This window comes from Enterobacter cloacae complex sp. 2024EL-00214 (assembly GCF_043945575.1).
Lineage (GTDB): Bacteria > Pseudomonadota > Gammaproteobacteria > Enterobacterales > Enterobacteriaceae > Enterobacter > Enterobacter cloacae_P.
Genome location: NZ_JBIMRC010000035.1, coordinates 1 through 25,000, shown reverse-complemented (window position 1 = coordinate 25,000; position 25,000 = coordinate 1). Strand labels below are relative to the sequence as shown.

The following is a 25,000-nucleotide window of genomic DNA, read 5'->3' as shown; positions in this document are numbered from 1 at the left end:
TGGAAAAAATAGCCTAAATAGGCTGATTCGATGTGTTTGCGGGAAAAAAATCGGCCCAGATCCGCGAAATTTTAATCAGCGAGTCAGCTTGGGAAGAAATGACCTGCTTATTCGCACCTTCCCTAACTCTTCGAGCGGGTATTTATATGTTTAAAATACGCGTCTTAATGGCAGAACGTCGCACCATTGTCTTTTATACTCCATGCCCTTAAATAACTTCCCAAGGGAGAATATGATTTTTTTATTTTCGCTCTGACAGATCTCTTTGGCTCGGGTGTAGTTCTCCCAGAGCAAAATACTTCCTGCCCCTATTTCATTGTATTGAGGGTCATACCCTCCGTTTATGTCATCGAAATAAATCCACTCGGGGCATTCAGACTTAAGAATTAAGTCAATTGCTATGATTTCTTTATTGATGGAAAGGGCGGAGCCAAAAATCATAGGTCTGAATTTTTCAATGGCATCAAGCAAATTTTTCCTGGGGAATGGTCGGATTTTTCCACTCCAGCGTGCATTAAATAACTTTATATATGCGTCGCTGATCATCTCTGATGAAAGACTTTGTATGTCTATTATTTCTCCGCCAAGTTTCAGAAAACGGTTTCGTTCACCATTTCTTTTCCTGATGGTTTTTTTGGAGAACTCTGGCTTCATATGACATATTTCATCATTTAATATTTTGTTGCCAAAGGAGTTAATGAACGAATTTTTCTGCAATGGGGATAGCTTTTTTGTTTTAAATGGCAAGGCCAATTTACAATCTGGTGCGCTTGGCAATATAATGTCTTCAAAAACAAACGGATGTGATTTTGAGTAGAGACTCAGGGAATCGTTAACAGAGTAAGTTGACGAAACCACTGCGCCATTTTTTCTTTTGCAGAAAAACTTAATCTTTTTTTCTTGTTTAGCGGCCAGATAAGTCAGTACGTCTGGATGTGTGCATACACTCCCTCCATATATAGAGTAAGCATGGCTGTAAGTATTAAGGTCACACTCTTCCCATCCAAAAATGTAGCGTCTCACTGTCTTATCCAAATGTTACCCTGAGAAAGATGTATTTATACTCTGATAAATGATGCAACAAGTAAATCAACAAATGAGGGTTGTTTATAATGTGTTTAAGAGTCGATGCAAACAAAAACTTAGCATGCTATATATTCGTTCGTTGCCAGACTGTATTTCATTGAAAAAGTTCCCTGAGTTTGAGTTAAAAAATAAACGATTTAGCTTTTGTCGCAAGTGGTGTTGATGAAAACAAAATGATCTGATGTAATAATAAACACTGTCAATTAGTGGATTGGTATTGTACTAATGGCTAAAGCTGATCACGTTACTCTTTTAGAATTCATGTGGATACACAATAAATTAAACGAAAGCTCAACAACGTGGGCTGATTTATGGATTGCACTCTTTATGTTGAAGGCTGAATGTAAAAGGGTCATATGTATAAAGTACAGTGATATTGAGAATAACCTTTTACATTTGTCCGCAACCCCAAAATTTGCGAAAAGGATCGTCAGACTGAATGATGTTGTTTGCAATTTAATTCAGCGTAGAAAAGAACGCTATCCTGATGATATTTATGTGTTTCAAAGCAAATCAAATCGAGTTAAGGGGAATGTAAAACCCGTGACCGCAACAGCCATGAACATGGCCCTGAAAGAAGCGGCAAAACATATAACCGGGAAAAACGTCAGCATGAAAAGTGCGCTAAATATCATTGGATCAGGGGCACGAAAAAGTGCGTACCCGCGCTTCTGTGTCCGGTGATCATCCAATGCTAACCCTTTGAAACCAGGGGAACCCCCAGTTTTGATGGCGTCAGGAAGACGCCGTACGCTTAAACGGTTTCGGATAACAACGTCATCAGGTTTCCCAGGCGTGGGGGGCGAACAGATAACCCTTGTTACGCACGGTTTTAATGCGGTACGGCTCCGTGGCGTTATCCAGCAGCTTCTTGCGCAGGCGCGAAATAGCGACGTCAACGCTGCGATCCATCCCGTCGTAACTGACTCCACGCAGGTTCTTCAGCAGAGCATCCCTGTCCATAATTTGCCCGGCATGGGTCGCCAGCTCCCATAGCAGGTCAAAATCAGCCGTGGAGAGGGCAATAAGTTCTCCGGAAAGCAGTACCTGACGGTTGATTGGATCGATGGACAACGTACCAAAACGCATGGCTTTATGCGGTGTCAGAGACGGAGCAGGCGCTTCACGCTCAATGCTGGCACGTTGACGCAAATGAAGACGCAAACGGGCAAGCAGCACGGCAGGAGGCGTGGTTTTCAAAATGTAGTCGCTGGCACCCATTTCCAGAGACAGGATATGGTTCATATCGCTGTCCAGAGAGGTCAGCAACACAATCGGGCCATCCCACTGGCTGCGCAGGTCGCGGCAAAGCGTCATACCATCTTTACCGGGCAGCATGATATCCAGCAGCACCAGATCCGGGTTTTCTCGTACCACCACCTCTTCAGCGCGATCGCCGCGAGGCTCAACGATAACGTCCATATCATGCTTACCCAGATAGGCGGCGATCAATTGCCCGACTTCGGGTTCATCTTCAACATAAACAATCTTATTCATACAGCATCTGTTATCGCGAAAAAATCCAACATACACCGCACAACCTTAACCTTCCATTAATCTTTCAAAATTAACGTCAATTCCGCTATTCTGGGTTCATATTGTTATTTGATTGTTATGGGAAAAAGCATGGGACTGGTGATTAAAGCCGCGCTGGGGGCGCTGGTGGTGTTACTGATTGGTGTTCTGGCAAAAACGAAAAACTACTATATTGCCGGGCTGATCCCTCTGTTCCCGACCTTTGCGCTGATTGCGCACTATATTGTGGCTTCTGAACGGGGAACGGAAGCGCTGCGTGCCACCATTGTATTCGGCATGTGGTCAATCATCCCTTACTTTCTCTATCTGCTGTCGCTGTGGTATTTCACCGGGTTTCTGCGTCTCCCTCTGGCGCTGGGCGGGGCGGTCGTGTGCTGGAGCCTCAGCGCCTGGGTGTTGATCTTTTTCTGGAGCCGTTTCCACTAGCGCAGTGGGCGTCCACCGTCCACCGCGAATGTTCTGCCGGTGACGTAGCAACTGGTGAGCAGGTAATCGACAAGATCGATCACCTCTTTTTCACCGGGAGCGATTTTCATCAGCGATTTGTTCAGCGCCTGCTGGCGATACTCAGCGTCATCACTCTCGTTGAATAAAATCATCGCCGGGGCGATGGCGTTCACTTTGACCTCGGGTGCCAGCTTGCGGGCAAATGAGCGCGTCATATTATCCAGCGCGGCTTTACTGGCTGCATAGGCGATGTGCTTGTCGCTTCCGCGCTCTACGACATAATCGGTGAAATGGATAATATCACCAGCGGCATGGCCGTGGCCGCGCAGCAGATCCTGCAGGGCATGGTTCAGCAGATACGGGGCGTTAACGTGGATCTGCAGCATGCTGGAGAGCGTTTCGCTGAGCGGTATACCGGGCTGTTCCGCCTGCCATGCGCTGGCGTTATGGATGATTGCCCGCAGACCATCTGTCGTGGATTTCACCTTTTCAGCGAAGGCCAGAATGCCTTCATCGGTTGAAAAATCAGCCTGAATGCAGACAGCGCCGGCTTTTCGTAGCCCTTCAATAGAAGGATATTCCCGGCGGTAACTGATGATTACCGGATGGCGAAGGTTAAGAAAGTGATGGGCGAGGGCGAGGCCGATGCGACGGCCTGCACCCGTAATCAGTATTGGGCGTTGCTTATCGTTTCCCATCGTATTCTCCTTTTTCAGTTCAACAATGGGAAAGACAGTGCTATCCCATTAACATCCACGTGGCCGGTACGGCAGCAGCCAGCAACAGTCCGATAAAAGCCATTTCACGGCGCTTGAGCGCGTTCTCCAGCTGATGTGTGCGGCGTGCATAGATAAACACCAACAGACCCGGCGCGTACAGCACCACCGACAGCAGCAGGTGCATAGGGCCGGAAGCATACAACAACCATAGCCCGTAAATACAGGCTCCGACACCAACGGCATAGTGCTCAGGGCGCGTGGCGATTTTTAACAAATACGCACCCACCAGGAAATAGGGTACCAGAATCATCTCAGAGGCGATGGTCAGCAGGGTGTTATAGTCTGAACCTGTGAGCCAGATCAGCACCAGACAGACCTGAACGCTGATGTTGGTCAGCCAGAGTGACGCAGATGGCGCACTGTTTTTATTCTGACGCGCAAATAAGCGCGGAAACGCTTTATGCGTGGCGGCAAGGTATGGCACTTCTGCGGCCATAATTGTCCAGCTCAGATATGCTCCGCTGACGGAAACAATCAGCCCGGCAGCAATCACCACATCGCCCCAGGAGCCGAGCATTTTCACCATCAATCCAGCCATCGACGGGTTACGCATTTCTGCCAGCTCAGGACGTGCAACCACACCCAGCGACAGCAGCGTCACCAGCAGATAAACGCCCAGTGCCGCCAGTACGGCCAGCAGGGTGGCACGACCCACATCGCGCTTGTTGCGTGCGCGCGCGGAAACCACGACCGCACCTTCAACGCCGATGAACACCCACAGGGTAATCAGCATCGTGTTTTTCACCTGCTCCCAGACGGGTACACCCAGCGCGATACCGGTGAAATCAAGCTTAAACACGTCAAGACGGAACGCAATAAACGCCAGCACGATAAACAGACCGAGCGGAACCAGCTTAGCCAGTGTTGCCACCAGGTTGATGCTGGCGGCCGTCTGGACACCGCGTAAAACCAGCCAGTGAACGACCCACAGGAGTACCGAGGCACCCACAATGGACTGCCAGGTATTACCATCACCGAAGAAACGCAGTTCAGGGGTATCGGTAAAGAAACTGAGCGCCGAGAAAACGATCACCAGGTAGGAGACGTTAGCGATCACCGCGCATAGCCAGTAACCCCATGCGGAACAGAAGCCAATCAGTTCCCCGAAGCCTTCACGGGCATAGGTGAAAATACCGCCATCCAGATCCGGGCGAATGCGGGTGAGCAGCAGCATGGCGAATGCCAGCAGCAATATTCCGGCCCCCGTGATGCCCCAGCCAATGAGTAACGCAGCAGGGCTTGCGACTGCCGCCATATTCTGCGGCAAACTGAATACACCTGCACCCAGCATTGAGCTTAAAACGAGTGCAGTTAAAGCACTCAGGCCAAGTTTCTTTTCCATTGGCTTCCTGTTATGAAAAGTCCAAATCCAGAATAATTATTTCGCACAGGCGCATAAAAATGGTGGATCACACTAAGGCGCGGGATTTTACGGAGTGTCACGAAAGCATGCAATGACGTGCGGCAGAAATTCAAAGAAAAGTTACAAAAAAAGGCGGCATTGCGCCGCCTTCGTTAAATGGTTTTGTTACTTGTACAGATCGGCACTGATGGTGACGTTGTTACCACGTTCCTGCCATTGGCGGGTGATGTGGTAATATTTAGCCCCTTTCTTCGCAGCACGCTTCGCCACCTGGTAAGAGACTTCCGTCATGTTACCGTAGTTGCCGGTAAACTTGATGCTGTCGAATGGTACCATCTGAGCCGCTGTGGTTTTGTTCAGCTCTTCAATTTTGGTACCGTCTGGCAGGGTAACAGAGTAGCGACCACCTTTAGTGGATTGTGTTTCAAAGAAACGGCCCACTTCAGCACTTGGTGCTGCAGAGGTTGCTACGCCAGGAATTTCAACTTTCTTCGCTTCTTCGCCGCCTTTCGCTATTGCCGCGCGGCCTGCATCAGAGTCAGCCGGGATGGCATCCGGGCTTTGCAGAACGCGTTTTTTCGCATCTTCTTTATAGACGAACGCGGTAATACGCTGGTTGCCGCCCTGGTTAGCATCGACCTGGCGCACGATGTAGAAAGAGTAAGCCCCTTTCTCTTTCGCGGCTTTGGTGATGGCATCGTTCACTTCAGGCTGGCTGCGATAGAAACCCTGAACGGTAACGGTATCGTATGGTTCCAGTTCAATCGCCTGATCTTTTGGCAGCTCAACGATGCCGTTAATCACACGATTTTTCGGCGCATCAGCTTTTGGCGCATTGTCTTTAAACAGCGCGATGGTGACACGCTGGTTACCGCTGTTGCCATAATCAGACTGGTCAACGACGTAAAACGAGGCCGCACCATTTTTATCGGCGGCTTTTGATGCGGCGGCGACGGCATCGCCAATGGAGTTATAACGACCCACAATGACCGTATGGTCAAAAGGTTTTAACGCTGCCGCTTGCTCCGGCGTTAACTCTGTCGCGGCATTCGCAGACAGGGCGGTCGCAGAAAGAAGTGCGGACGCCAGGAGTGTGTTCTTAAGCTTCATAAAAATAATCCTTCGCCTTGCGCAAACCATGTACTGGTATTGTTGTTTATTTGAGACGGTCCCGATTATGGCATTTAAAACCCGTCGCTGTCTGCGCCATTTTTCACAGCCAGTGCTTACCGGATGACAAGATTCGATAACATTTGGTGATATGTTGAAAAAACAGACGTTTGACAAGTAAAACTGATAAAGTTTATGACTTTTACAAGTTAATTTAATGTTAATAAGTTGATCTCTTATGGCGCTATATCATGTTTTTACCGCTTCGCTTGCACGTTTTATCGGTTCCAGCGCTGAATTTAAGGTAAATATCTCTGTCAGCGACGCCGATCACTTATTTTTCACAGATAAAGTAAGAAATAGTGTTTTCTGGCGGTAGATCACGGGCGCTATTTTCAGTAGGTTATAGAAAGTTTGTTACTGTTTTATTTTCCGGGGTTAATCATGTGTCGTCGCTCTCATGCTGGCGAAAATTGATACAAACCACGGGCGTTTATCGACAAACCATCATCAAAAACCGATGGAAGGGAAAACTATGCGTATTGGGGTACCAAAAGAACGGTTTGCCAATGAAACCCGCGTAGCGGCAACACCGAAAACGGTGGAGCAACTGCTTAAATTGGGTTTTACCGTCGCAGTTGAAAGCGGCGCGGGCAAACTGGCGAGTTTTGACGACGAGGCCTTTATTCAGGCGGGTGCGGAAGTGGTGGACGGTGCTGAAGTCTGGCTGTCTCCCGTCATTCTGAAGGTGAATGCACCGGAAGAGAGTGAGATTGAACTGCTGAATCCAGGCACGACGCTTGTGAGTTTCATCTGGCCTGCGCAAAATCCTGAGCTGATGGAGAAGCTGGCGGCACGCGGTGTGACCGTGATGGCGATGGACTCTGTACCGCGTATTTCGCGCGCACAGTCTCTGGATGCCCTGAGCTCAATGGCAAACATCGCGGGTTACCGCGCTATTGTTGAGGCGGCACATGAGTTTGGCCGCTTCTTTACCGGTCAAATCACCGCTGCGGGTAAAGTACCTCCGGCGAAAGTGATGGTGATTGGTGCGGGCGTGGCAGGTCTTGCAGCGATTGGCGCGGCAAACAGCCTGGGCGCTATTGTTCGTGCATTTGATACCCGTCCGGAAGTGAAGGAACAAGTGCAAAGTATGGGTGCTGAGTTCCTTGAACTGGACTTCAAGGAAGAAGCGGGCAGCGGTGATGGCTACGCGAAGGTGATGTCCGAAGCCTTTATCAAAGCGGAAATGGAACTCTTTGCCGCACAGGCAAAAGAGGTCGACATTATTGTCACCACGGCGCTTATCCCAGGTAAACCGGCACCGAAGCTGATCACTCGTGAAATGGTTGACTCCATGAACCCGGGAAGCGTGATTGTTGATCTGGCGGCGCAAAACGGTGGTAACTGTGAATACACCGTACCGAACCAGGTGACCACCACCGCCAACGGTGTCAAGGTGATCGGTTATACCGACCTGCCTGGCCGTCTGCCAACGCAGTCTTCTCAGCTGTACGGTACCAACCTCGTTAACCTGCTGAAACTGCTCTGCAAAGAGAAAGATGGTAATGTCGTTGTTGATTTTGACGATGTCGTGGTGCGTGGCGTCACGGTTGTGCGCGAAGGTGAAATTACCTGGCCTGCACCACCTATTCAGGTTTCAGCTCAGCCTCAGGCTGCACCAAAAGCGGCTCCAGAGCCAAAAGAGCCCGCTAAGCCAGCTTCTCCGTGGCGTAAATACGCAATCATGGCGCTGGTGATTATTCTGTTTGGCTGGCTGGCCAATGTCGCGCCGAAAGAGTTCCTCGGTCACTTTACCGTCTTCGCGCTCTCCTGCGTGGTGGGTTACTACGTCGTGTGGAACGTGTCCCATGCGCTGCATACGCCGCTGATGTCGGTCACCAACGCCATCTCGGGGATTATCGTGGTGGGTGCGTTGCTGCAAATTGGGCACGGCGGCTGGATTAGCTTCCTGAGTTTTGTCGCGGTGCTGATCGCCAGTATCAATATTTTCGGTGGTTTCACCGTGACTCAGCGCATGCTGAAAATGTTTCGTAAAGGCTAAGGGGTAGCATATGTCTGGAGGATTAGTCACAGCCGCATACATTGTTGCTGCAATCCTGTTTATTTTCAGTCTGGCGGGACTTTCCAAACACGAAACGTCTCAGCAGGGTAATAACTTTGGTATCGCCGGGATGGCGATTGCGCTGATTGCCACTATCTTCGGGCCGGACACCGGCAACGTTGCGTGGATCCTGGTGGCGATGATCATCGGTGGCGCAATTGGTATTCGTCTGGCGAAACGCGTTGAGATGACCGAGATGCCGGAGCTGGTGGCGATCCTGCACAGCTTCGTGGGTCTGGCGGCGGTACTGGTGGGCTTCAACAGCTATCTGTATCACGAAGCGGGCATGGAGCAGATTCTGGTCAACATTCATCTGACCGAAGTGTTCCTCGGCATCTTTATCGGTGCCGTGACCTTCACCGGTTCGATTGTTGCATTCGGCAAACTGCGCGGGAAAATCTCGTCTAAACCGCTGATGCTGCCAAACCGTCATAAGCTGAACCTGGCGGCGCTGGTCGTATCATTTGTACTGCTGGTGATCTTCGTGCGTACCGAAAGCGTAGGTACTCAGGTGCTGGCATTGCTGGTGATGACCATTATTGCGCTGGCGTTTGGCTGGCACCTGGTGGCTTCCATTGGTGGTGCAGATATGCCAGTGGTGGTCTCAATGCTGAACTCCTACTCCGGTTGGGCGGCAGCAGCGGCAGGTTTTATGCTGAGCAACGACCTGCTGATCGTCACCGGTGCGCTGGTGGGTTCTTCCGGTGCGATCCTGTCTTACATCATGTGTAAAGCGATGAACCGTTCGTTTATCAGCGTTATTGCCGGCGGTTTCGGTTCTGATGGTTCTTCTACCGGTTCTGATGACGAAGTGGGCGAACACCGTGAGATCAACGCCGAAGATACTGCGGATATGCTGAAAAACTCACACACCGTCATCATCACCCCAGGCTACGGCATGGCGGTGGCACAGGCTCAGTACCCGGTAGCGGAAATCACCGAGAAACTGCGTGCGCGGGGTATCAAGGTTCGCTTTGGTATTCACCCGGTTGCAGGTCGTCTGCCTGGCCACATGAACGTACTGCTGGCTGAAGCGAAAGTGCCTTACGACATCGTGCTGGAGATGGATGAAATCAACGATGATTTCACCGAGACCGACACCGTACTGGTTATTGGTGCCAACGACACCGTTAACCCGGCGGCACAGGACGATCCGCGCAGCCCAATCGCTGGTATGCCGGTTCTGGAAGTGTGGAAGGCGCAGAACGTGATTGTCTTCAAACGCTCCATGAACACCGGTTATGCAGGGGTTCAGAACCCGCTGTTCTTCAAAGAGAACACTCACATGCTGTTTGGCGATGCCAAAGCCAGCGTGGATGCGATTCTGAAAGCGCTGTAAGTTGTGTCGATGTGAAAAAGCCGCCAGATTTGGCGGCTTTTTTTACTGGCGGCTGCCGGACGTTATGGCTCAATCGTCCTCTGGATCGTCCAGTTCAACCGGAGTCTGGTACTGATCCGGCTTGATGACAAGCAGGTCGCAGCGCAGATGGTCGATTACCTGTTCGGCAGTATTCCCCAGGAAGGCGGCGGAAATACCGGTGCGGCCAATGGTACCCAGTACCACAATCCCGGCCTGCAGGTGTTCTGCTAAATCCGGGATCACTTCTTCAGGCAACCCTTTTTCCACGTGCGTCATTTTTTCATCAATACCGAATTTCTGGCGCAACGCTTTCATCGCCAGCAGGTGCTGACCACGGATCGCATCGTTATAGACGCTCGGATCAAATTCAGGCAGTTCAATCGCAATATTGATCGGGGTGACCGGATAAGCCCCCACCAGATGCACTTCAGTGTGGTTAACCTGTTCGGCAAGCTGCAGTGTCTCTTTCACCAGCTTTTCGTTCAGTGAATTATGATAATCCTCTTCGCTCGCCAGGTTTACAGCCACGACGGCTTTACCCCCTTCAGGCCACGGCTGGTCTTTCACCATCCAGACCGGGCATGGGCATTTACGCAACAGGTGCCAGTCGGTAGGCGTGAAAATTACGGATTCCAGTTTGTCGTGCTGGTGCGCCATTTTCAGCAGCAGGTCGTGTCCATCGGCAATAATTTCCTGAATAATGGCTTCGAAAGGTCGGTTGTGCCAGACCACTTTAATATCGATAGGGACACCCGCTTCGAGGTAGTATTTCGCCTGCTCGCGGATCCACGCAGTACGTTGACTGATCACTCCCTGACGCATAGCCGTACGCTCGTCAGGCGACAGAAGGGTGGTCATCTCGTATGAGAAGTCATAGATCGGCAAAAACGCTTTGATTTTGCCACCAATCCGTTGATGTAAATACACAGCACGCCGTAACGCGGGTTGATCGTCCTGGTTAGGATCGATGGCCACCAGCATATTTTGATACTTTGCCATACAGGTCTCCTTACAACTGTCACCACAGTCTGTAAGTAAAAGAGTAACCTATATATCTTGAATCAAACAGGGGGGAAGTTTTTGCCAGATCAATAAATCACTAAAATTTATTGGTAATTCTTGAGTTGCACTGATTTCAAAGGCATTTCTTCGTGTTCGTAACGCTCTGGGGGCGTGATGGGGGCAAACCGGTCGTAATTCTGTTGGTTATGATAGTCACCTGGTCCTTGTCCATATCGCCGATCCATTTGGCATAAACTACGTAAACCCTCCTGAAATCCTCATGACCCATTTGAGTAGCAATAAAGGAAGGGTTGGCCCCTGCCGAAAGAGACCAGCATGCATAAGTATGCCTGGACTGGTATGGGTGACGTTCGCGAATTCCCGCTCGGCGTAAACCCTGCTTCCATCCATAGGATATAGCGTTTTTGGAAAAGTAACCCACTTTCCTGCACTATGAGAACACGATCACAACAAAAGGCGACCTTTTTGCAGCAGGGCATTGCAAAGGTCAATTAAACAGCATACATTTCATGTAAATATAATATCGTCGTCCATAGCTTTGATTGTCGGCACAAAGAATTCAAGCCCGAGGTCAACGCCTTGGGCTTTTCATTTATGGATTAGTTTTACGATCGCTTGATATTATTATTTCTTCTTGTCAGTGAAGTGGTTTGTAGCAACTGTTGTGCCGATCGTAAGAGCCACACCAGCAATAGATTTTACAATTGTTCCAGCGTTTTCAGCTATTGCCTTTGTGCATCCAGGACATAATTCTTCATCGTATGCTTTTCCGCCTTTAGCATAATCATCGCAGCCAGGTGTCCGGCAAGCATAAAGAATCCCATGACATTCCGGGCACTCACATTTATCACGCTGGAAAGTGTTTTCTTCGATGATGAATGGGCTAACAGTCTCGCGGCAATGACCGCAAATGCCTGCATGTTTAATAGCCATAAAATTTCCTCGTGATGGTTTAGATAGCGATCTTATCGGCCTGTTTAGCAGGAGATTTAATCAAATTTTTTTATGGACTCGCTCTGCAGGTTTTTTCTTAGGGTTGCCAATTGGCGACCTTTTTTATTTCTCAACACAGCACTCGTGCTCAGCGAGGTGAGAGCAAGCATCGCATGGAAAAAATAACCACTGGTGCTGCCTACAGCCCCGAGCAGTGGAACGCTATCCCATGCCCCGATGGTGTTGGGTATGACGAGTGCATCGCGAAGATGATCCTGCCGATCAGCGCCGGTAATAGTGTCGGCCTGTTCATGGTGCTCGGCGGCTGATCATTACGCCATTCTGACGGGAATCTGACAAACCTGTGTAATAATGACCCAAAAATTAACGGGAATGACAGGTGATGGGATTTCAATATTGGTTCACGGTATGTGCAATTTTTCTGACCTGCCCCTTTATGTTTGTTCAATCGATTATCTTTTTGCGACGAGGTGTCTACACCAAAACCTTCAAGGGGACGATGCGCTGGCAGGTGAGTTTGACGATTATGTCGTGCTTAATTGCTGCGACGAATCCGGGAATTGTGAAACTGGAGAGAGGCGGGGGAGCTACGAAAAATGGGCGTGGTTTTAGGGGTGTTAAATGAACTGATATACTCCGCTATTGTCTGGTAATGGATTTATCATGTCGTTGATATTACAATAATTTATTGAATATTGATGGATAAAAAAGCCAGATCAATAAATTACTGAAATTTATCAATCTGGCATCAGTCATGCGGTGGTTTTATGCCACGTTGCGGGAGTTTCCGGCGAGTACCGCCAGCGCTTCACCGTTTTCGATGGTGATGTATTTACCTTTAACGGCCAGCATGCCGCTTTTCTGGAAACGACCCAGCAGACGGCTGATGGTTTCAACGGTCAGGCCCAGGTAGTTACCAATATCGCCACGCGTCATGGTCAGGCGGAACTCACGCGGGGAGAAACCACGCTCGGCGAAACGGCGGGAGAGGTTATAGATAAACGCAGCCAGTCGCTCTTCTGCATTCTTTTTGGAAAGCAGCAGGATCATGTCCTGATCGCCTTTGATCTCACCGCTCATCAAACGCATCATCTGCTGGCGCAGGTTAGGCATTTTTCCGGACAGGTCATCCAGCGTTTCAAACGGGATCTCGCAAACCATTGAGGTTTCCAGCGCCTGAGCAAAGCTCGGGTGATGGCCAGTACCGATGGCGTCAAAGCCGACCAGGTCGCCCGCCAGATGGAAGCCGGTGATTTGCTCATCACCTTGTTCAGTGATGGTGTAGCTTTTAATGGTGCCAGAACGGATAGCATAGAGCGATTTCAGTTCGTCTCCCGCTTTAAACAGCGTCTGCCCTTTCTGAATAGGCTTTTTGCGCTCGATGATATTATCAAGCTGATCGAGTTCATGCTCATTCAGGGTAAACGGGATACAGAGCTGGCTGATGCTGCAATCCTGACAATGGATAGCACAACCGCCAGACTGAATGCGTCGTATAATTCGCTTTTCTGGGATCATAGGTTTGCTCAAGCCTTAATTGATATTAGTCAATTTTAACATCTTTTTGGTAAGTACGTAAGCCTGACAAACCACCAATAAGAACAAGAGACGACAACGTGTTGCCATCTTCTTGAAATTCCACAGCTTGATTATGGATTTTTAGCCTAACTGGAAGAAAATTAAGCACAAAAAGCCTGGAGTCTACAGCAGAAGATACCCTTCGTGGCGCAGCAACCACTCTTTCCGCTGCACGCCACCGGCATAGCCCGTCATGGTGCCGTTGCGGCCAATAACGCGATGGCAGGGCACGACGATACTGACGGGGTTGGAACCATTCGCGGCACCCACCGCGCGCGCTGCACCTGCGCGACCTAACTGCTCGGCGAGCTGGCCATAGTGCATGACATGCCCGCAGGGAATGCTGCGCAGTGCCTGCCATACCTCACGCTGGAAGGGGGTTCCCGCCGTGGCGGTTGGCAGGGTGTCGATGATGCTGAGGTCGCCCTCAAAATACGCCGCGAGCTTATCGCTCAGTCCACCCGGATTGGTGGCGCTGATGCGCTCATAGCCCTGAGTACGATAATGAATATCGAGCAGCTCTTCCATGCGGTTGCTGTGCTCTTCCCATTCGACAGCGCGCAGGCTGAACTGCTCGTCCGCGATAACCCACAGCGGCCCAAGCGGCGTCGCAATTTTGTCTTCGAATAATCTCAGCATCAATATTCCTTTAGTGCAGCCCCGGGTATATCCCCGGTCCAGTCGGCAGGCCGACAAGATACCATGTCACCCACATTATCAGCCATACCCCTAAAAAGATAAGCGGATAGGGCAAGAGCAGCGAATAGTAGGTACCCCGTTTTGCTTCGGGTTTATCGCGTTGCAGGAAACCTAAACTAAAAACTATCGGGAAGGGTACCCGGCAACAGGAACGCAATCTGACCTTTTTCAGGACGAAAATCTTCAATCAGGACAACACCTTTCAGGCTTTTCCAGCGTGGAAAATCACCTTCCAGTTCTGAACTGTCAAGCACGTACGATTGATGGACTTCAATGCGGCCATGTCCCTGATCAATCTTGCTCTGTTCAGATACTTTGCGTATTTTATTTTTATATTAATTTTTTTAAATTTAATATAATTTAATTGACGTTTAATTATATTTAAATTGTGCCGCATCATGAGTGGTGGCATATTAATTTAATATTAATAAATCGAATGAGGCATGAGAAAACAGTCTGATTTTCTATGGTGAGTATAGGGCTCGGAAAATTTTATCTGCGTGGTTGCTTGCTGTTTTTCTTTACTTCCCTTTCGTTAATAAAAACATTTATCTGGTGATGAATAAACATAAATAAGGAATGCATTATGTGTAAAAAGTCGCTTTGCGCGTTGTTTATTGGCGGTCTGCTCGCGGGGGGCATGTCATCCGCTTTCGCAACAGATACGGGGACAGTCACTTTTAACGGGAAGATTATTGACGATACTTGTGATGTCACCGTAAACAGTACGGACGCTAACGGTACCGTTACGTTTAAAGACGTCTATCCTTCGGCATTTACTGCTGATGATTCTGTTGGCGATTCCCAAACATTCGATATTGCGTTGACGGGTTGTGATACCAATATCGACAAAATCAATCTGAAGTTTAATGGTACAACCGTCACCAGTAAGACGAGCGTGCTGAAAACAACAGGAGTCGCCACTAATGTGGGGGTCCGTCTGGTTAACTGGGCGGGGGCCGATGTTCTGTTTGACAATTCAGAGCCTGCATCAACATCGGATAAAACCGTGAAAGGCACCGGAGCGGCGACCTTCACTTATACGGCGAAGGTCGTACAGGTAGGGTCGGTTAAACCGACTGCCGGTGATTATACCGCGCAGGCAACTTATACGCTGCTTTATCGTTAAAGTATTGTAAGTATCTGGCTGATATCCAGTCAGATATTCCTGATGACCGGGAACCATTTATGAAGTGGAATATTGCAGCCATTGCTGGTGTTATTTTATTCGCCAGTTCGGCCCAGGCTGGTGTTGTGCTCGGTGGCACCCGGGTTATCTATCCTGCCGATCAGGCAGAAGTCCAGATATCTTTAAAAAATAAAGATAACGATGAACGCTATTTAGTTCAAAGTTGGGTGAGCAATGTTGATGACAGCAAAGCCCCCTTCGTTATTACGCCTCCGATTTATAAGCTAGAAGAGGGGCGTCAAACATTATTACATGTGGTCTATACCGGTAACGGCAGCGCGTTACCACAGGATCGCGAATCGCTCTTCCTGGTAAATGTGAAATCAGTATCGGCTATTCCAGAATCACTGAAAAATAAAAACACATTACAGTTTGCCATAAAAACACGCGTTAAGCTGTTTTGGCGTCCAGGAAAATTAAATGGCTACGATGCGAAAACCGCCTGGGAAAAAATCCAGTTTCACCGCCAGGGTAATCAACTGATAGCGAAAAACCCAACACCTTATTATATCACGTTTGGTCAGTTGACTGTAGGTGGCAAAGCCGTTGTTCCGTCGGATGAAAAAAACACACCATCGGCTATCAGTATGATGGTGGCACCATTAAGTGAACAGCATTTTACTTTATTAGCGGGTAGTACCGGCAATGCTGAGTGGACTGCCATCAACGATTTTGGCACAGAAACAGTATCTCATAAGCAGTCATTGTAATTGGATGAAATAAATGGAATTTAATAAGAGAATTTTATCATGCCTGCATCGCGACCAGTTCGAACATGGGTCCTGAATGCTATTGTATTCAGTTTATATTCAGTCTGTAGCTCAGTATTCGCTGAGGACTATTTCAATCTTAGCGTTCTGGAAACCGATTCTCCGCTTGAAAATACTGGTGCCATTGAATCCTATTTGAAAAATAATGGTCTGACGCCAGGGCGTTATCTGACAAGTATTATCTGGGATCAAGATAAGATTGCCAAAAAAAATCTGACGTATGTTTTATCGCCGGATAAAAAGAAATTAATTCCACAACTCACCAAAGGTGAATTGCGCCAGTTTGGTGTGAAAGTCGATACGGTCAAAACATTCGCTTCGTTCGCGGATAATGACGTCATCGGGGATATCGCCGATTATCTTCCCGAAGCCAGCTATGATTTTAGTCCTGATACGCAAACCCTGCATTTACGCATTCCGCAAATTTATCGTAATGTCGCCGCAGTGGGTGAAGTGGACCCGCAAGAGTGGGATGAGGGTATACCGGTGCTATGGTCGAGTTACTATATTTCCGGTTCTCGCCAAAAAAACGGCAGTAATACGGATAATTCGCAATGGATGAGTGCGAACTCTGGTCTGAATATAGGGCCGTGGCGGCTGCGTAACAACAGTACCTGGGAAAATAGCAATGGCTGGGAGTCAATCAGCACCGTGTTACAGCGCGATATTAAAGCGCTGAAAAGCCAGTTTGAGTTGGGCCAGACTTATACCGACGGCGAGTTGTTCGACAGCGTGCAGATGACAGGCGCGAAGATAGAAACCGACATCAGTATGTTGCCCAGTAGTCAGCAGGGTTTTGCGCCTGTGGTGCGCGGTATTGCGAACAGCGACGCGAAGGTGACGATCAAGCAAAATGGTTACACTATTTACCAGACCTATGTTTCCTCCGGGCCTTTTGAGATCCGTGATTTAAGTCAGGTAACCGCTGGCGCGGATCTGGAGGTTACCGTTCAGGAAGCCGATGGTTCAGAGCATAGTTTTATTCAGGCCAGTTCGTCCGTACCGGTACTGCAGCGTGAAGGGGCGCTGAAATACAGCATCGCGGCGGGACGTTACCGCGATGTCGATGGTGGCGAGGAGCCGGACTTTGCACAGGCGACGGTGATTTACGGCCTGCCTTACGGCATTACCGTCTACAGTGGTTTACTCGGCGCATCAATGTATCGCTCGGGCCTTGTGGGGATCGGTGCGGATTTACACAACTTAGGCTCTGTCTCAATGGATGTGACTGCGGCGAAAGCGTCATTAGGCGATGAGGGCGACTCGCAAGGGCTATCATGGCGTGCGCAGTATGCAAAGGATTTCCCCATTACCAACACCACGGTGACACTGGCGAGCTACCGCTATTCAACTTCCGGGTTCTACACCTTCCAGGAGGCGATCGACCGACGCGACAACAAACAGTATGACGATGATGACAGCATTTACAGCTATCGGAACACCAATAACCGTCGCAGTCGTTTGCAGGTGAATTTATCACAGTCGGTTGGGGAGTGGGGGTCCGTGTATATGAATGCCTACCAACAAGATTACTGGTATATGGAGGGACATGAGCGGAGTGTAAGCATGGGATATAGCACGACCTGGGCAGGCACCAACTGGTCAATCAACTATAGCCTGACGAAAACGCCCTCAACGGATGACGACCATCAGCTCTCTTTAACGTTGAATATTCCTCTTTCTCGTTGGCTACCCGATGCCTGGGCAACCTATAGCCTGAACAGCTCGAAGAATAGCAATACATCGCATCAGGTAGGGATCAACGGGACGGCGCTGGCGGACAATAATCTGAGCTATAACCTGCAGCAGAGCTATACCGATAATAATATTGGCTATGGCGGCTATCTTTCAGGTCGTTACCGTGCCTCTGTCGGGGAGTTCAGTTCTGGTTATAGCTATCAGGGGGATAACCGTCAGTGGAACTACAGCGCACAAGGGTCAATTGTCGCGCATCCTAACGGGATCACGCTGGGGCGCTCACTGCAGGATGCCTTTGCTGTGGTGCATATTAACGATGGCGCGAATGTCAAAATTCAGGGTGGGCAAGGGATTTATACCGACCGCTGGGGCAATGCAATAGTGCCGACATTAACCAACTATCGCCATAATTCGGTGGTGGTCAACACGCAGGAGCGTAGCGATCTGGATATTCAGGAGCCTTCTCTGGATGTCGTGCCGACCAAAGGCGCGGCAGTGGCGGCCAATTTCACCGCACGGAGCGGCAAACGGGTGTTGCTGACGCTTAAACGTGGTCAGGGTTTTGTGCCGTTTGGCGCGATATTAAGCATGGCGGGGACGACGTCCATCGTCGGGGACGATGGCGAAGTGTATGTTACCGGTTTGAAAGGGGCACAGTCGTTTTCCGTGCAGTGGGGAAACTCACCAGATACGCAATGTGAAGGACAGGTGCAGGTACCTGAAGAGGCTAGCGCTCGAATCCTGCTTATTGCGACGACGTGTCAATCATTCAGGGATGAATCATGAAAAAGAGAAAATCGGCATTTTATCTTTATCATATAGTGTGGGTAATAGGTGCCTGGTTTAGTCAATCGGCGTGGGCTATCTGTGAAGTCTACACAGGGGTAATTTCTGACGCTGATTTTTCTATTCCCCCGTTAGTCGTGAATAGCGATGCAGCGATTGGCACAATCCTGTATTCGCAAGATATAACGATGCCTAACGTTTATTTGCGCTGCAATGCAATTGGTGATATTTATCAAGGGTATACGGTGTTAACTGATGCCGATCATGTGACGAATGCGCCAGCGGCAAATACTTATGCGACGAATGTCCCCGGAATAGGTATCCGTTCGGGGTGGGCAAATGACGGAGGTGCTCTCGATCCCGGCAACCTGCTGACGCCCTGGCATAAAGGCACTTCGACGGTGGGTGCTATGGGGTATAACTTTACACTCAATGCGGCGATACAGGTTGTGGTGACTGGCCCAGTATCTTCTGGCACATTAGATACTTCCCGACTGGTAGCCGACTGGAAATACGACAATCTGGTTGTTGGCAAATTACGTTTTAGCGCGTCCAGTGTTAATGTGCAGGCGAATACGTGTACATTGGCCGAAAAGAATATCACCGTACCATTAATGCCCATTTCGACGGATGATTTTGACAATAAGCTTTCGGCGGTGGTTTCGGATAATAGTTTTCGTATTCAGTTAGATAAATGCGAAGCCGGGATTAAAGTGGATTATAAATTTACCACTTCAGGCTCTACCGGCGTCAGCAATAGCAATATCCTGAGCATTGCGAGCGGATCCGGCGCGGCAGAAGGCGTAGGGATTCAGATTCTGGATAGTAACAACACGGTGGTGCAATTTGACACTGAATATGAGGCGGCGGCGCAAACGACAAAAAATCAGTCGGTTTCTATTCCGCTAAAAGCACGCTATATACAGACAGGCACCGTGAAAGGTGGTGATGTCAACGCGGTGGCGACGTTTGAAATATACTACCGTTAAGTCATTCGGCCTGTCGACAGCCAGGCCATGTATCTTCCTCAGTTTCATAACCTTCTTATGCGTTTTCTAACGCGTTACGAAGCGTTCTTTTGGTTAAAAAGCACGCGTGATCTCACTCTGCTCCGCGGGGCAGTTATTATAAGCAGCCAGAAGAGAGGTTTAGCCATCGCTCACTGAATTGTTAATAACACGGTTCAGAAGAGAGGGCAGAAAAATAATATTAGCGTAAGATTTAAATAATAAAAAAACGGAGTCTGCCCGACATCAGGCAGACTCTATAGTACACACAGCAGTACGTCCTTTACGGGTCCCACATGTTTTATTCCTGAGGTAGGTTTAATAAGTTATAACAGCTTTTCTTCAAAATGAAAGGACGCAGAGTGATTGATTTCACGAAATTTTAACTTAAATTCTCCCATTTAATGTCTGCTGAAATTTTAGTTAAGTTTGGTTTAAATATTAATCCTGATTATTTTATATATTCATCAGGTTAATATTTGTGCAACCTCTCTGCAGAGGTACCTGTTATTGAGGCCCACGTCCGGCACAGGTATAGTACAGGCTCAGATGTAGCCGGAGGATTTCCATGAGCCCTGACGACAAATCACTTTTTCTTGATGCCGTAGAGGATGTCCAGCCTCTGAAACGCTGCACGGATATTCACTGGCAACAGAGCCGTAACACGCGGGTGCGTCAGGAGGTGGATACCGAGCAGCTCGATAACTTCTTAACGCTGGGGTTTCTGGAACTTCTGCCGATTGAGGAGCCGCTGGCGTTTCAGCGGGAAGGGGTTCAGCAGGGCGTTATTGATAAACTACGCTCAGGTAAATACTCCCGCCAGGCCAGCTTAAACCTGTTACATCAGCCTGCAGAGCGCTGCCGTCAGATGCTGTTTGCTTTTATCCGCCAGGCCGGACGTGACGGATTACGCAATCTGGTTATCATTCATGGAAAGGGGCGCGAGCAGAACTCACACCCCAATGTGGTACGCAGCTATCTGGCACGCTGGTTACCCGAGTTCGACGATGTTCTCGCTTTTTGTGTGGCGCAGCCCCACCACGGTGGTAGCGGGGCATGTTATGTCTCACTACGAAAATCTGATGAAGCAAAACAAGATAACTGGGAACGTCACGCCAAGCGCAGCCGCTAATGAATGATGATTGCGGGCGATGCGATCGCCCGCGTCAGACTCAGAAGGTTTCCCAGTTGCTGTCGGTGGAATGTGTACTTGCCGTTGCCGGGCGCAATAGCTGTGGCGTTTTTACATTTGTCGGGCGAGGTGCGGCAGCTTTTTCTTTTCCGTTCAGACGAAATGCTGCCACAGCAAGGCGAAGCTGCTCGGACTGATCTTCCAGCGCCGCTGCCGCCGTAGCGGACTCTTGTACCAGCGCGGCGTTTTGCTGTGTGACGCTGTCCATCTGCGAAACCGCAAGACTCACCTGTTCAATACCGCGACTCTGCTCATCGGATGCGGATGAAATCTCACCCATAATATCGGTCACACGGGTAACGGCTGCGACAATCTCTTTCATGGTTGCGCCCGCTTCACTGACCTGGTCAGAACCGGTATTGACCCGGCTGACGGAGTTATCAATAAGCCCTTTGATCTCTTTTGCCGCCTGCGCGCTGCGGCTGGCCAGCGTGCGTACTTCACCTGCAACCACCGCAAACCCACGCCCCTGTTCCCCTGCGCGGGCCGCTTCTACCGCAGCGTTGAGGGCCAGAATGTTGGTCTGGAAGGCAATGCTGTCAATCACGCCGGTGATGTGTGCGATTTGCTGTGAGCTGTCGGCAATCTCGGTCATGGTACGGACAACGTTATCCACCACGTGACCACCGCGGGCAGCGGTTTCGGATGCATTTTTCGCCAGCAACGTGGCCTGACGGGCGTTGTCGGAGTTCTGTTTGACCGTTGCGGTTAACTCTTCCATGCTGGCGGCAGTCTCTTCCAGCGAAGCGGCCTGCTGTTCGGTGCGGGCGGAGAGGTCATTGCTCCCGGCGGCAATTTCACCTGCACCAGTGTAGATGGAATCGGTGCTGCCACGTACGGCGCTGACCGTGCTCACCAGCGATTGCTGCATCTCATGCAGGCCGACAGCCAACTGGCCCATTTCGTTACGGCTCCCCAGGGCAATGTCATGTGTCAGATCACCGCCTGCAATGGTACGAATATGGTTCATAATGACTTTCAGCGGTTTTAACAGCAGGTGTTGCAGGCCCTGCCAGATCACCACCAGCACGACAATCACGGCCAGGAAAATGCCTGCCAGTGTCCATTGCATATGGGTAAAGCTACTCTGGTTCTCTTCTGTCGCAGCCTTGAGCAACGTGTTGTTCTCCGCGCGCCAGCGGTTGTAGACCGCTTCCATATCGTCCTGTGCCTGTTGGGCATCCAGATCGCCATAGGCCTGATAGTTGTCGGCACGCAGATACTCAATCGACAGGCGCATCACTTCGTGCATCTGGCTCCAGGATTTCTGCATCTCTTCCGTTAACGCTGCGTTTTGACCGTTAACCTGCGGCATTTTTTGCCAGGTGTTGTAATACGCTTCAGCTTTGCCCAGTGAATCACTCGCGGTACCCAGCAGTTTGTTGATCGCCGCAAGGGAAGCCGGGTCACGCTGGTTTTTCAGGTAGCGGATCGCCACGCGCGTGACGGTGACGCGTGTTTTCACCAGCGTGTTCACGCTGTCGCTCAGGCTTTCCTGCTGGGCATTAAGTATCCCGGAGTTCTGGAAGTTATGACGATCGTTGCTGACGGCGGAGTAGAACAACCCTCCCGTGACAACTTGCAGCAGACAGAATATGGTGAGGGCAAAGATAATACCGGTAATCACGTGCAGATTTTTCAGCATAGCGGTCGTCCGTTAGAGATGCAGGGTTACATAACTACTATCGTCGTAGAGAAATTAAACTTTAATTTAACTATTGCTTAACTAATGGTTCCATAGCGGAACCTGTTGTAAATCCGGATCATTTTTATGAGGAAGGTCAACATGAGCAGCATTGATAAAAGCGGCGCGTATACGCTTGGGACGCGAACGGTTAAACGAGTAGGCTATGGTGCGATGCAGCTCGCCGGACCGGGAGTGTTTGGCCCGCCAAAGGACAAACATACCGCACTGGAGGTGCTCCGCGAGGTGGTGGCTGCCGGGGTGAATCACATTGATACCAGCGATTTTTACGGCCCTCATGTTACCAACCAGCTTATCCGCGAGGCGCTCCATCCATACCGGGACGATCTGACTATCGTGACTAAAATTGGTGCCCGCCGTGGTGAGGATGCCTCATGGCTGCCTGCATTTTCCGCGCAGGAGCTGACGCAGGCGGTGCATGACAACCTGCGTAACCTGAAGCTGGATGTGCTGGACGTGGTTAACCTGCGCATTATGTTTAGTGCTCACGGGCCTGCGGAGGGATCGATTACCGAACCCCTGACCACGCTTGCGGAGCTACAGCAACAGGGGCTGATTCGCCATATTGGGTTGAGTAACGTCACGGCCACCCAGGTTGAGGAAGCGCAAAAGATGGTGCCCGTGGTGTGCGTGCAAAACATGTACAACATTGTGAACCGTGGTGACGATGCGCTGGTGGATACGCTGGCACGGCAGGGTATTGCGTATGTACCGTTCTTCCCGCTGGGCGGTTTTACGCCATTGCAATCTTCCGGGTTACAGGTGGTCGCCGATTCGCTGGGCGCAACGGCGATGCAGGTCGCGCTGGCGTGGTTACTGCAACGTTCGCCCAATATCCTGCTGATCCCAGGGACATCTTCCGTGGCGCATCTGCGGCAAAATCTGGCAGCGGCAGATCTGGAATTACCGCCAGAGGCGATTGATGAACTGAATGTGCTGGTGGATTAACCTGAGTGAGATGTTGCCACCGGCGTATTTGCCGGTGGCATGGCAGAGATTATCGTGTGCTATTTTTTCTGAAACAGAGCGGTTGCTGCAGCCCTCAGCACGCCTATTAGTGGCATCGTTCCGGCACCTGCCAGAAAGTTGCTGCGAGCTATTTGATTATTTTTACGAATATCTGCAAAACGGGTAAGCACAGCAGGAAAGACGGAACATCAGCGCGCAGAGGGGCCGCCAGTGTGAGATATTGCCGCTAAAAGAGTTAAAGACGTCTAATTTTTCGCGAAACGGTTGCCAGGGATAAGGCTGTCGTTTTTCGCCATATCCATCAATAGCGCGATGCCAATATAATTGCTCCAGTTAAACGTATTTTGCAGCACCACCACGGCATTGCCTCTTTCTTTATCAAAACCGATAAAGCTGGAGTAACCGCCAATATAACCTACCTGATAAGTAATTTTTTCCAGACCGATAAAGTCGGTGGTCCAGGCAATACCCTGTACACCGTCGGGGCGTTGAATATTGGTATTACGGACTTCGGCAAAGACGCTATCCAGTAAGCTATTGTTGGTCGTCGACACGTGATAACGGGCATAGGCTGCCAGATCTTCGGCGTTACTGTATAAACTCGCTGCCGCCACCATGTTGTTGGAAAAATGCCAGTCCGGAGTTAACTGCCCGCGCGGGATAAATTTAGGCTGATCGCCAGCGTGGCCAAGCGCACGCTGTGGGTAACCATTTAACTTCTGGGGAGTAAAGCTACTGTTTGACATTTGCAGCGGTCGAAAAATATAGCGCGAGGCTAAACTCTGAATATCTTCGCCGGTTTTATGTTTCAGGATATAGCCGATCAGGGCGTAGCCGGTATTGGAATATTGCGGTATTTTATGCTTCGGCGCGCGCCAGTTGGCGAGATAACGCAGCACGTTATCGCTGTCCAGCTCGCCATAAAAATTATCACCACTGCTTAAATAGCTGATGAATTTCCCCAGCATTGGAACATCCATATTCTGCCGTGGCAGGCCGGAGCTGTGGGTCACCAGTTCCAGTAGGGTAATTTTTTGTGCATCCGCGCTAAGCGGCGTACCCGGTGGTAGCAATGTCGCCAGGTTATCGTCCCAGCTCAGTCGCCCTTCCTTCACCAGACAAGCCATTACTTCCGCCGTAATCCCTTTGCTGAGCGAACCGAGGGCAAACAGGGTATCGGGTCTCACCGGGTAGCGATGGACCGCATCAGTTACACCCCAGGTGTAAAACTGCGGTGAGCTGCGATTATGGATCACCGCGACCGTCATCCCGGGGACGGATTTTTGTGCCATATAGTGACGCACCACGCTATCAACGTCGCCATCCAGCGATTCATGGGTGAGGAGTTCCTGAGTACCTGCCGGGGAGGACATTTGCGAGAGCGTGCCGCAACCGCTGAGTGACGGGATAACAAGCAGAAGCCAGCGAAATTGTTGAGTGATGTTCTGCATATCCGTCATGTGTGGTGGTCATTGGCGCGCCAGGAATGTATCACACTTAGGGAAGGTGCGAACAAGTTCCTGATATGAGATCATCATATTCATCCGGAGCGCATCCCAGAGGGACATCATGAGCCATCAACTCACCTTCGCCGATAGTGAATTCAGCACTAAGCGCCGTCAGA

At 49.9% G+C, this 25,000-nt stretch carries 23 protein-coding genes and 3 pseudogenes; 12 read left to right on the top strand and 14 right to left on the bottom strand.

Features of this window, described 5'->3' with window-relative positions:
- Window positions 1–154, top strand: a pseudogene (locus ACHHZ6_RS23965) (EAL domain-containing protein); the annotation flags it as partial.
- On the opposite strand, the gene ACHHZ6_RS23960 reads toward ACHHZ6_RS23965, so the two are convergent.
- Entirely contained in the window at window positions 151–1,035 is an 885-nt protein-coding gene (locus tag ACHHZ6_RS23960; protein ID WP_182918522.1) for a transcriptional regulator, read from the bottom strand. The pseudogene ACHHZ6_RS23965 and the gene ACHHZ6_RS23960 overlap by 4 nt on opposite strands.
- Window positions 1,036–1,311: 276 nt before the next feature.
- Between ACHHZ6_RS23960 and ACHHZ6_RS23955 the strand changes: the two genes are divergently transcribed.
- A complete protein-coding gene (locus ACHHZ6_RS23955; RefSeq protein WP_395123148.1) occupies window positions 1,312–1,770 on the top strand; it encodes a hypothetical protein in 459 nt (152 codons plus the stop codon).
- Window positions 1,771–1,866: 96 nt separating this feature from the next.
- Here ACHHZ6_RS23955 and rstA read toward each other — a convergent pair whose 3' ends face one another.
- Window positions 1,867–2,583: a two-component system response regulator RstA gene (rstA, locus tag ACHHZ6_RS23950; RefSeq protein WP_182271251.1), complete on the bottom strand. Its 717-nt coding sequence runs from the start codon at window positions 2,581–2,583 to the stop codon at window positions 1,867–1,869.
- Window positions 2,584–2,712: 129 nt separating this feature from the next.
- Between rstA and ACHHZ6_RS23945 the strand changes: the two genes are divergently transcribed.
- On the top strand, window positions 2,713–3,048 hold the full coding sequence (locus ACHHZ6_RS23945; RefSeq protein ID WP_182271252.1) for a GlpM family protein: 336 nt from the start codon (window positions 2,713–2,715) through the stop codon (window positions 3,046–3,048).
- On the opposite strand, the gene folM is transcribed toward ACHHZ6_RS23945, so the two are convergent.
- The 3 genes from folM to ydgH all read right to left on the bottom strand — a co-directional run bounded on the left by folM (window position 3,045) and on the right by ydgH (window position 6,321).
- A complete protein-coding gene (gene folM, locus ACHHZ6_RS23940; RefSeq protein WP_196391225.1) occupies window positions 3,045–3,767 on the bottom strand; it encodes a dihydromonapterin reductase in 723 nt (240 codons plus the stop codon). The two genes, ACHHZ6_RS23945 and folM, sit on opposite strands and share 4 nt — an antisense overlap.
- A 40-nt stretch (window positions 3,768–3,807) precedes the next feature.
- Window positions 3,808–5,190 (bottom strand): amino acid permease, encoded by a 1,383-nt coding sequence (locus tag ACHHZ6_RS23935; RefSeq protein WP_182271254.1) that lies wholly within the window; start codon window positions 5,188–5,190, stop codon window positions 3,808–3,810.
- A 186-nt stretch (window positions 5,191–5,376) separates the two neighbouring features.
- Window positions 5,377–6,321: a DUF1471 family protein YdgH gene (gene ydgH, locus ACHHZ6_RS23930; RefSeq protein ID WP_182271255.1), complete on the bottom strand. Its 945-nt coding sequence runs from the start codon at window positions 6,319–6,321 to the stop codon at window positions 5,377–5,379.
- Between the two features lie 535 nt (window positions 6,322–6,856).
- On the opposite strand from ydgH, the gene pntA reads away from it, so the two are divergent.
- Window positions 6,857–8,386: a Re/Si-specific NAD(P)(+) transhydrogenase subunit alpha gene (pntA, locus tag ACHHZ6_RS23925; protein ID WP_182918519.1), complete on the top strand. Its 1,530-nt coding sequence runs from the start codon at window positions 6,857–6,859 to the stop codon at window positions 8,384–8,386.
- A 10-nt stretch (window positions 8,387–8,396) separates the two neighbouring features.
- On the top strand, window positions 8,397–9,785 hold the full coding sequence (gene pntB, locus ACHHZ6_RS23920; protein WP_182271257.1) for a Re/Si-specific NAD(P)(+) transhydrogenase subunit beta: 1,389 nt from the start codon (window positions 8,397–8,399) through the stop codon (window positions 9,783–9,785).
- A gap of 69 nt (window positions 9,786–9,854) precedes the next feature.
- Here the strand turns inward: pntB and uspE are convergent, their stop codons facing one another.
- The 3 genes and pseudogenes from uspE to ACHHZ6_RS23905 all read right to left on the bottom strand — a co-directional run bounded on the left by uspE (window position 9,855) and on the right by ACHHZ6_RS23905 (window position 11,762).
- Window positions 9,855–10,805, bottom strand: coding sequence for a universal stress protein UspE (gene uspE / locus ACHHZ6_RS23915; RefSeq protein WP_182271258.1), 951 nt, complete (start codon window positions 10,803–10,805; stop codon window positions 9,855–9,857).
- A 136-nt stretch (window positions 10,806–10,941) separates the two neighbouring features.
- A pseudogene (locus ACHHZ6_RS23910) lies at window positions 10,942–11,214 on the bottom strand (site-specific integrase); the annotation flags it as partial.
- Window positions 11,215–11,453: 239 nt separating this feature from the next.
- Window positions 11,454–11,762 (bottom strand): hypothetical protein, encoded by a 309-nt coding sequence (locus tag ACHHZ6_RS23905; RefSeq protein WP_182271260.1) that lies wholly within the window; start codon window positions 11,760–11,762, stop codon window positions 11,454–11,456.
- A gap of 173 nt (window positions 11,763–11,935) precedes the next feature.
- Here ACHHZ6_RS23905 and ACHHZ6_RS23900 point away from each other — a divergent pair, with 173 nt between their 5' ends.
- On the top strand, window positions 11,936–12,091 hold the full coding sequence (locus ACHHZ6_RS23900) for a hypothetical protein (protein WP_182271261.1): 156 nt from the start codon (window positions 11,936–11,938) through the stop codon (window positions 12,089–12,091).
- A 457-nt stretch (window positions 12,092–12,548) separates the two neighbouring features.
- Here the strand turns inward: ACHHZ6_RS23900 and fnr are convergent, their stop codons facing one another.
- The 4 genes and pseudogenes from fnr to ACHHZ6_RS23880 form a co-directional block, all read right to left on the bottom strand.
- Entirely contained in the window at window positions 12,549–13,301 is a 753-nt protein-coding gene (gene fnr / locus ACHHZ6_RS23895) for a fumarate/nitrate reduction transcriptional regulator Fnr (RefSeq protein ID WP_182271263.1), read from the bottom strand.
- Window positions 13,302–13,484: 183 nt separating this feature from the next.
- Entirely contained in the window at window positions 13,485–14,000 is a 516-nt protein-coding gene (ogt, locus tag ACHHZ6_RS23890) for a methylated-DNA--[protein]-cysteine S-methyltransferase (protein WP_395123147.1), read from the bottom strand.
- Window positions 14,001–14,010: 10 nt separating this feature from the next.
- A pseudogene (locus ACHHZ6_RS23885) lies at window positions 14,011–14,196 on the bottom strand (AbgT family transporter); the annotation flags it as partial.
- Window positions 14,177–14,314 (bottom strand): hypothetical protein, encoded by a 138-nt coding sequence (locus tag ACHHZ6_RS23880; protein WP_395123150.1) that lies wholly within the window; start codon window positions 14,312–14,314, stop codon window positions 14,177–14,179. The gene ACHHZ6_RS23880 and the pseudogene ACHHZ6_RS23885, both read right to left, overlap by 20 nt.
- 332 nt (window positions 14,315–14,646) lie before the next feature.
- On the opposite strand from ACHHZ6_RS23880, the gene ACHHZ6_RS23875 reads away from it, so the two are divergent.
- The 5 genes from ACHHZ6_RS23875 (at window position 14,647) to smrA (ending at window position 20,642) form a co-directional block, all read left to right on the top strand.
- Window positions 14,647–15,189, top strand: coding sequence for a fimbrial protein (locus ACHHZ6_RS23875; protein ID WP_182271266.1), 543 nt, complete (start codon window positions 14,647–14,649; stop codon window positions 15,187–15,189).
- Window positions 15,190–15,248: 59 nt separating this feature from the next.
- Window positions 15,249–15,959, top strand: coding sequence for a molecular chaperone (locus ACHHZ6_RS23870; protein WP_182918512.1), 711 nt, complete (start codon window positions 15,249–15,251; stop codon window positions 15,957–15,959).
- 39 nt (window positions 15,960–15,998) lie between these two features.
- On the top strand, window positions 15,999–18,503 hold the full coding sequence (locus ACHHZ6_RS23865) for a fimbria/pilus outer membrane usher protein (protein WP_182918511.1): 2,505 nt from the start codon (window positions 15,999–16,001) through the stop codon (window positions 18,501–18,503).
- The gene (locus tag ACHHZ6_RS23860; RefSeq protein WP_395123146.1) at window positions 18,500–19,492 is read left to right on the top strand and encodes a fimbrial protein; all 993 of its coding nucleotides are present in this window, start codon (window positions 18,500–18,502) and stop codon (window positions 19,490–19,492) included. The genes ACHHZ6_RS23865 and ACHHZ6_RS23860 overlap by 4 nt, the downstream gene beginning before the upstream one ends.
- A 586-nt stretch (window positions 19,493–20,078) precedes the next feature.
- Window positions 20,079–20,642, top strand: a complete 564-nt coding sequence (gene smrA, locus ACHHZ6_RS23855; protein WP_182918509.1) for a DNA endonuclease SmrA — start codon at window positions 20,079–20,081, stop codon at window positions 20,640–20,642.
- Between the two features lie 40 nt (window positions 20,643–20,682).
- On the opposite strand, the gene ACHHZ6_RS23850 is transcribed toward smrA, so the two are convergent.
- Window positions 20,683–22,347 (bottom strand): methyl-accepting chemotaxis protein, encoded by a 1,665-nt coding sequence (locus ACHHZ6_RS23850; protein ID WP_182271271.1) that lies wholly within the window; start codon window positions 22,345–22,347, stop codon window positions 20,683–20,685.
- A gap of 141 nt (window positions 22,348–22,488) precedes the next feature.
- On the opposite strand from ACHHZ6_RS23850, the gene ACHHZ6_RS23845 reads away from it, so the two are divergent.
- Complete coding sequence (locus ACHHZ6_RS23845; RefSeq protein WP_182271272.1) at window positions 22,489–23,355, top strand: aldo/keto reductase family oxidoreductase; 867 nt, start codon at window positions 22,489–22,491, stop codon at window positions 23,353–23,355.
- A gap of 266 nt (window positions 23,356–23,621) precedes the next feature.
- Here ACHHZ6_RS23845 and ACHHZ6_RS23840 read toward each other — a convergent pair whose 3' ends face one another.
- Window positions 23,622–24,827 carry a serine hydrolase domain-containing protein gene (locus ACHHZ6_RS23840; RefSeq protein ID WP_395123149.1) on the bottom strand — a complete coding sequence of 402 codons (1,206 nt, stop codon included), beginning with the start codon at window positions 24,825–24,827 and terminating at the stop codon, window positions 23,622–23,624.
- Between the last annotated feature and the right edge of the window lie 173 nt (window positions 24,828–25,000).

Excerpts from the sequence above, each read along its gene's own strand:
- ACHHZ6_RS23955 (WP_395123148.1), top strand. The coding sequence starts at position 1,312 with ATGGCTAAAGCTGATCACGTTACTCTTTTAGAATTCATGTGGATACAC.
- rstA (WP_182271251.1), bottom strand. The coding sequence starts at position 2,583 with ATGAATAAGATTGTTTATGTTGAAGATGAACCCGAAGTCGGGCAATTG.
- ACHHZ6_RS23945 (WP_182271252.1), top strand. The coding sequence starts at position 2,713 with ATGGGACTGGTGATTAAAGCCGCGCTGGGGGCGCTGGTGGTGTTACTG.
- folM (WP_196391225.1), bottom strand. The coding sequence starts at position 3,767 with ATGGGAAACGATAAGCAACGCCCAATACTGATTACGGGTGCAGGCCGT.
- ACHHZ6_RS23935 (WP_182271254.1), bottom strand. The coding sequence starts at position 5,190 with ATGGAAAAGAAACTTGGCCTGAGTGCTTTAACTGCACTCGTTTTAAGC.
- ydgH (WP_182271255.1), bottom strand. The coding sequence starts at position 6,321 with ATGAAGCTTAAGAACACACTCCTGGCGTCCGCACTTCTTTCTGCGACC.
- pntA (WP_182918519.1), top strand. The coding sequence starts at position 6,857 with ATGCGTATTGGGGTACCAAAAGAACGGTTTGCCAATGAAACCCGCGTA.
- pntB (WP_182271257.1), top strand. The coding sequence starts at position 8,397 with ATGTCTGGAGGATTAGTCACAGCCGCATACATTGTTGCTGCAATCCTG.
- uspE (WP_182271258.1), bottom strand. The coding sequence starts at position 10,805 with ATGGCAAAGTATCAAAATATGCTGGTGGCCATCGATCCTAACCAGGAC.
- ACHHZ6_RS23905 (WP_182271260.1), bottom strand. The coding sequence starts at position 11,762 with ATGGCTATTAAACATGCAGGCATTTGCGGTCATTGCCGCGAGACTGTT.
- ACHHZ6_RS23900 (WP_182271261.1), top strand. The coding sequence starts at position 11,936 with ATGGAAAAAATAACCACTGGTGCTGCCTACAGCCCCGAGCAGTGGAAC.
- fnr (WP_182271263.1), bottom strand. The coding sequence starts at position 13,301 with ATGATCCCAGAAAAGCGAATTATACGACGCATTCAGTCTGGCGGTTGT.
- ogt (WP_395123147.1), bottom strand. The coding sequence starts at position 14,000 with ATGCTGAGATTATTCGAAGACAAAATTGCGACGCCGCTTGGGCCGCTG.
- ACHHZ6_RS23875 (WP_182271266.1), top strand. The coding sequence starts at position 14,647 with ATGTGTAAAAAGTCGCTTTGCGCGTTGTTTATTGGCGGTCTGCTCGCG.
- ACHHZ6_RS23870 (WP_182918512.1), top strand. The coding sequence starts at position 15,249 with ATGAAGTGGAATATTGCAGCCATTGCTGGTGTTATTTTATTCGCCAGT.
- ACHHZ6_RS23865 (WP_182918511.1), top strand. The coding sequence starts at position 15,999 with ATGCCTGCATCGCGACCAGTTCGAACATGGGTCCTGAATGCTATTGTA.
- ACHHZ6_RS23860 (WP_395123146.1), top strand. The coding sequence starts at position 18,500 with ATGAAAAAGAGAAAATCGGCATTTTATCTTTATCATATAGTGTGGGTA.
- smrA (WP_182918509.1), top strand. The coding sequence starts at position 20,079 with ATGAGCCCTGACGACAAATCACTTTTTCTTGATGCCGTAGAGGATGTC.
- ACHHZ6_RS23850 (WP_182271271.1), bottom strand. The coding sequence starts at position 22,347 with ATGCTGAAAAATCTGCACGTGATTACCGGTATTATCTTTGCCCTCACC.
- ACHHZ6_RS23845 (WP_182271272.1), top strand. The coding sequence starts at position 22,489 with ATGAGCAGCATTGATAAAAGCGGCGCGTATACGCTTGGGACGCGAACG.
- ACHHZ6_RS23840 (WP_395123149.1), bottom strand. The coding sequence starts at position 24,827 with ATGCAGAACATCACTCAACAATTTCGCTGGCTTCTGCTTGTTATCCCG.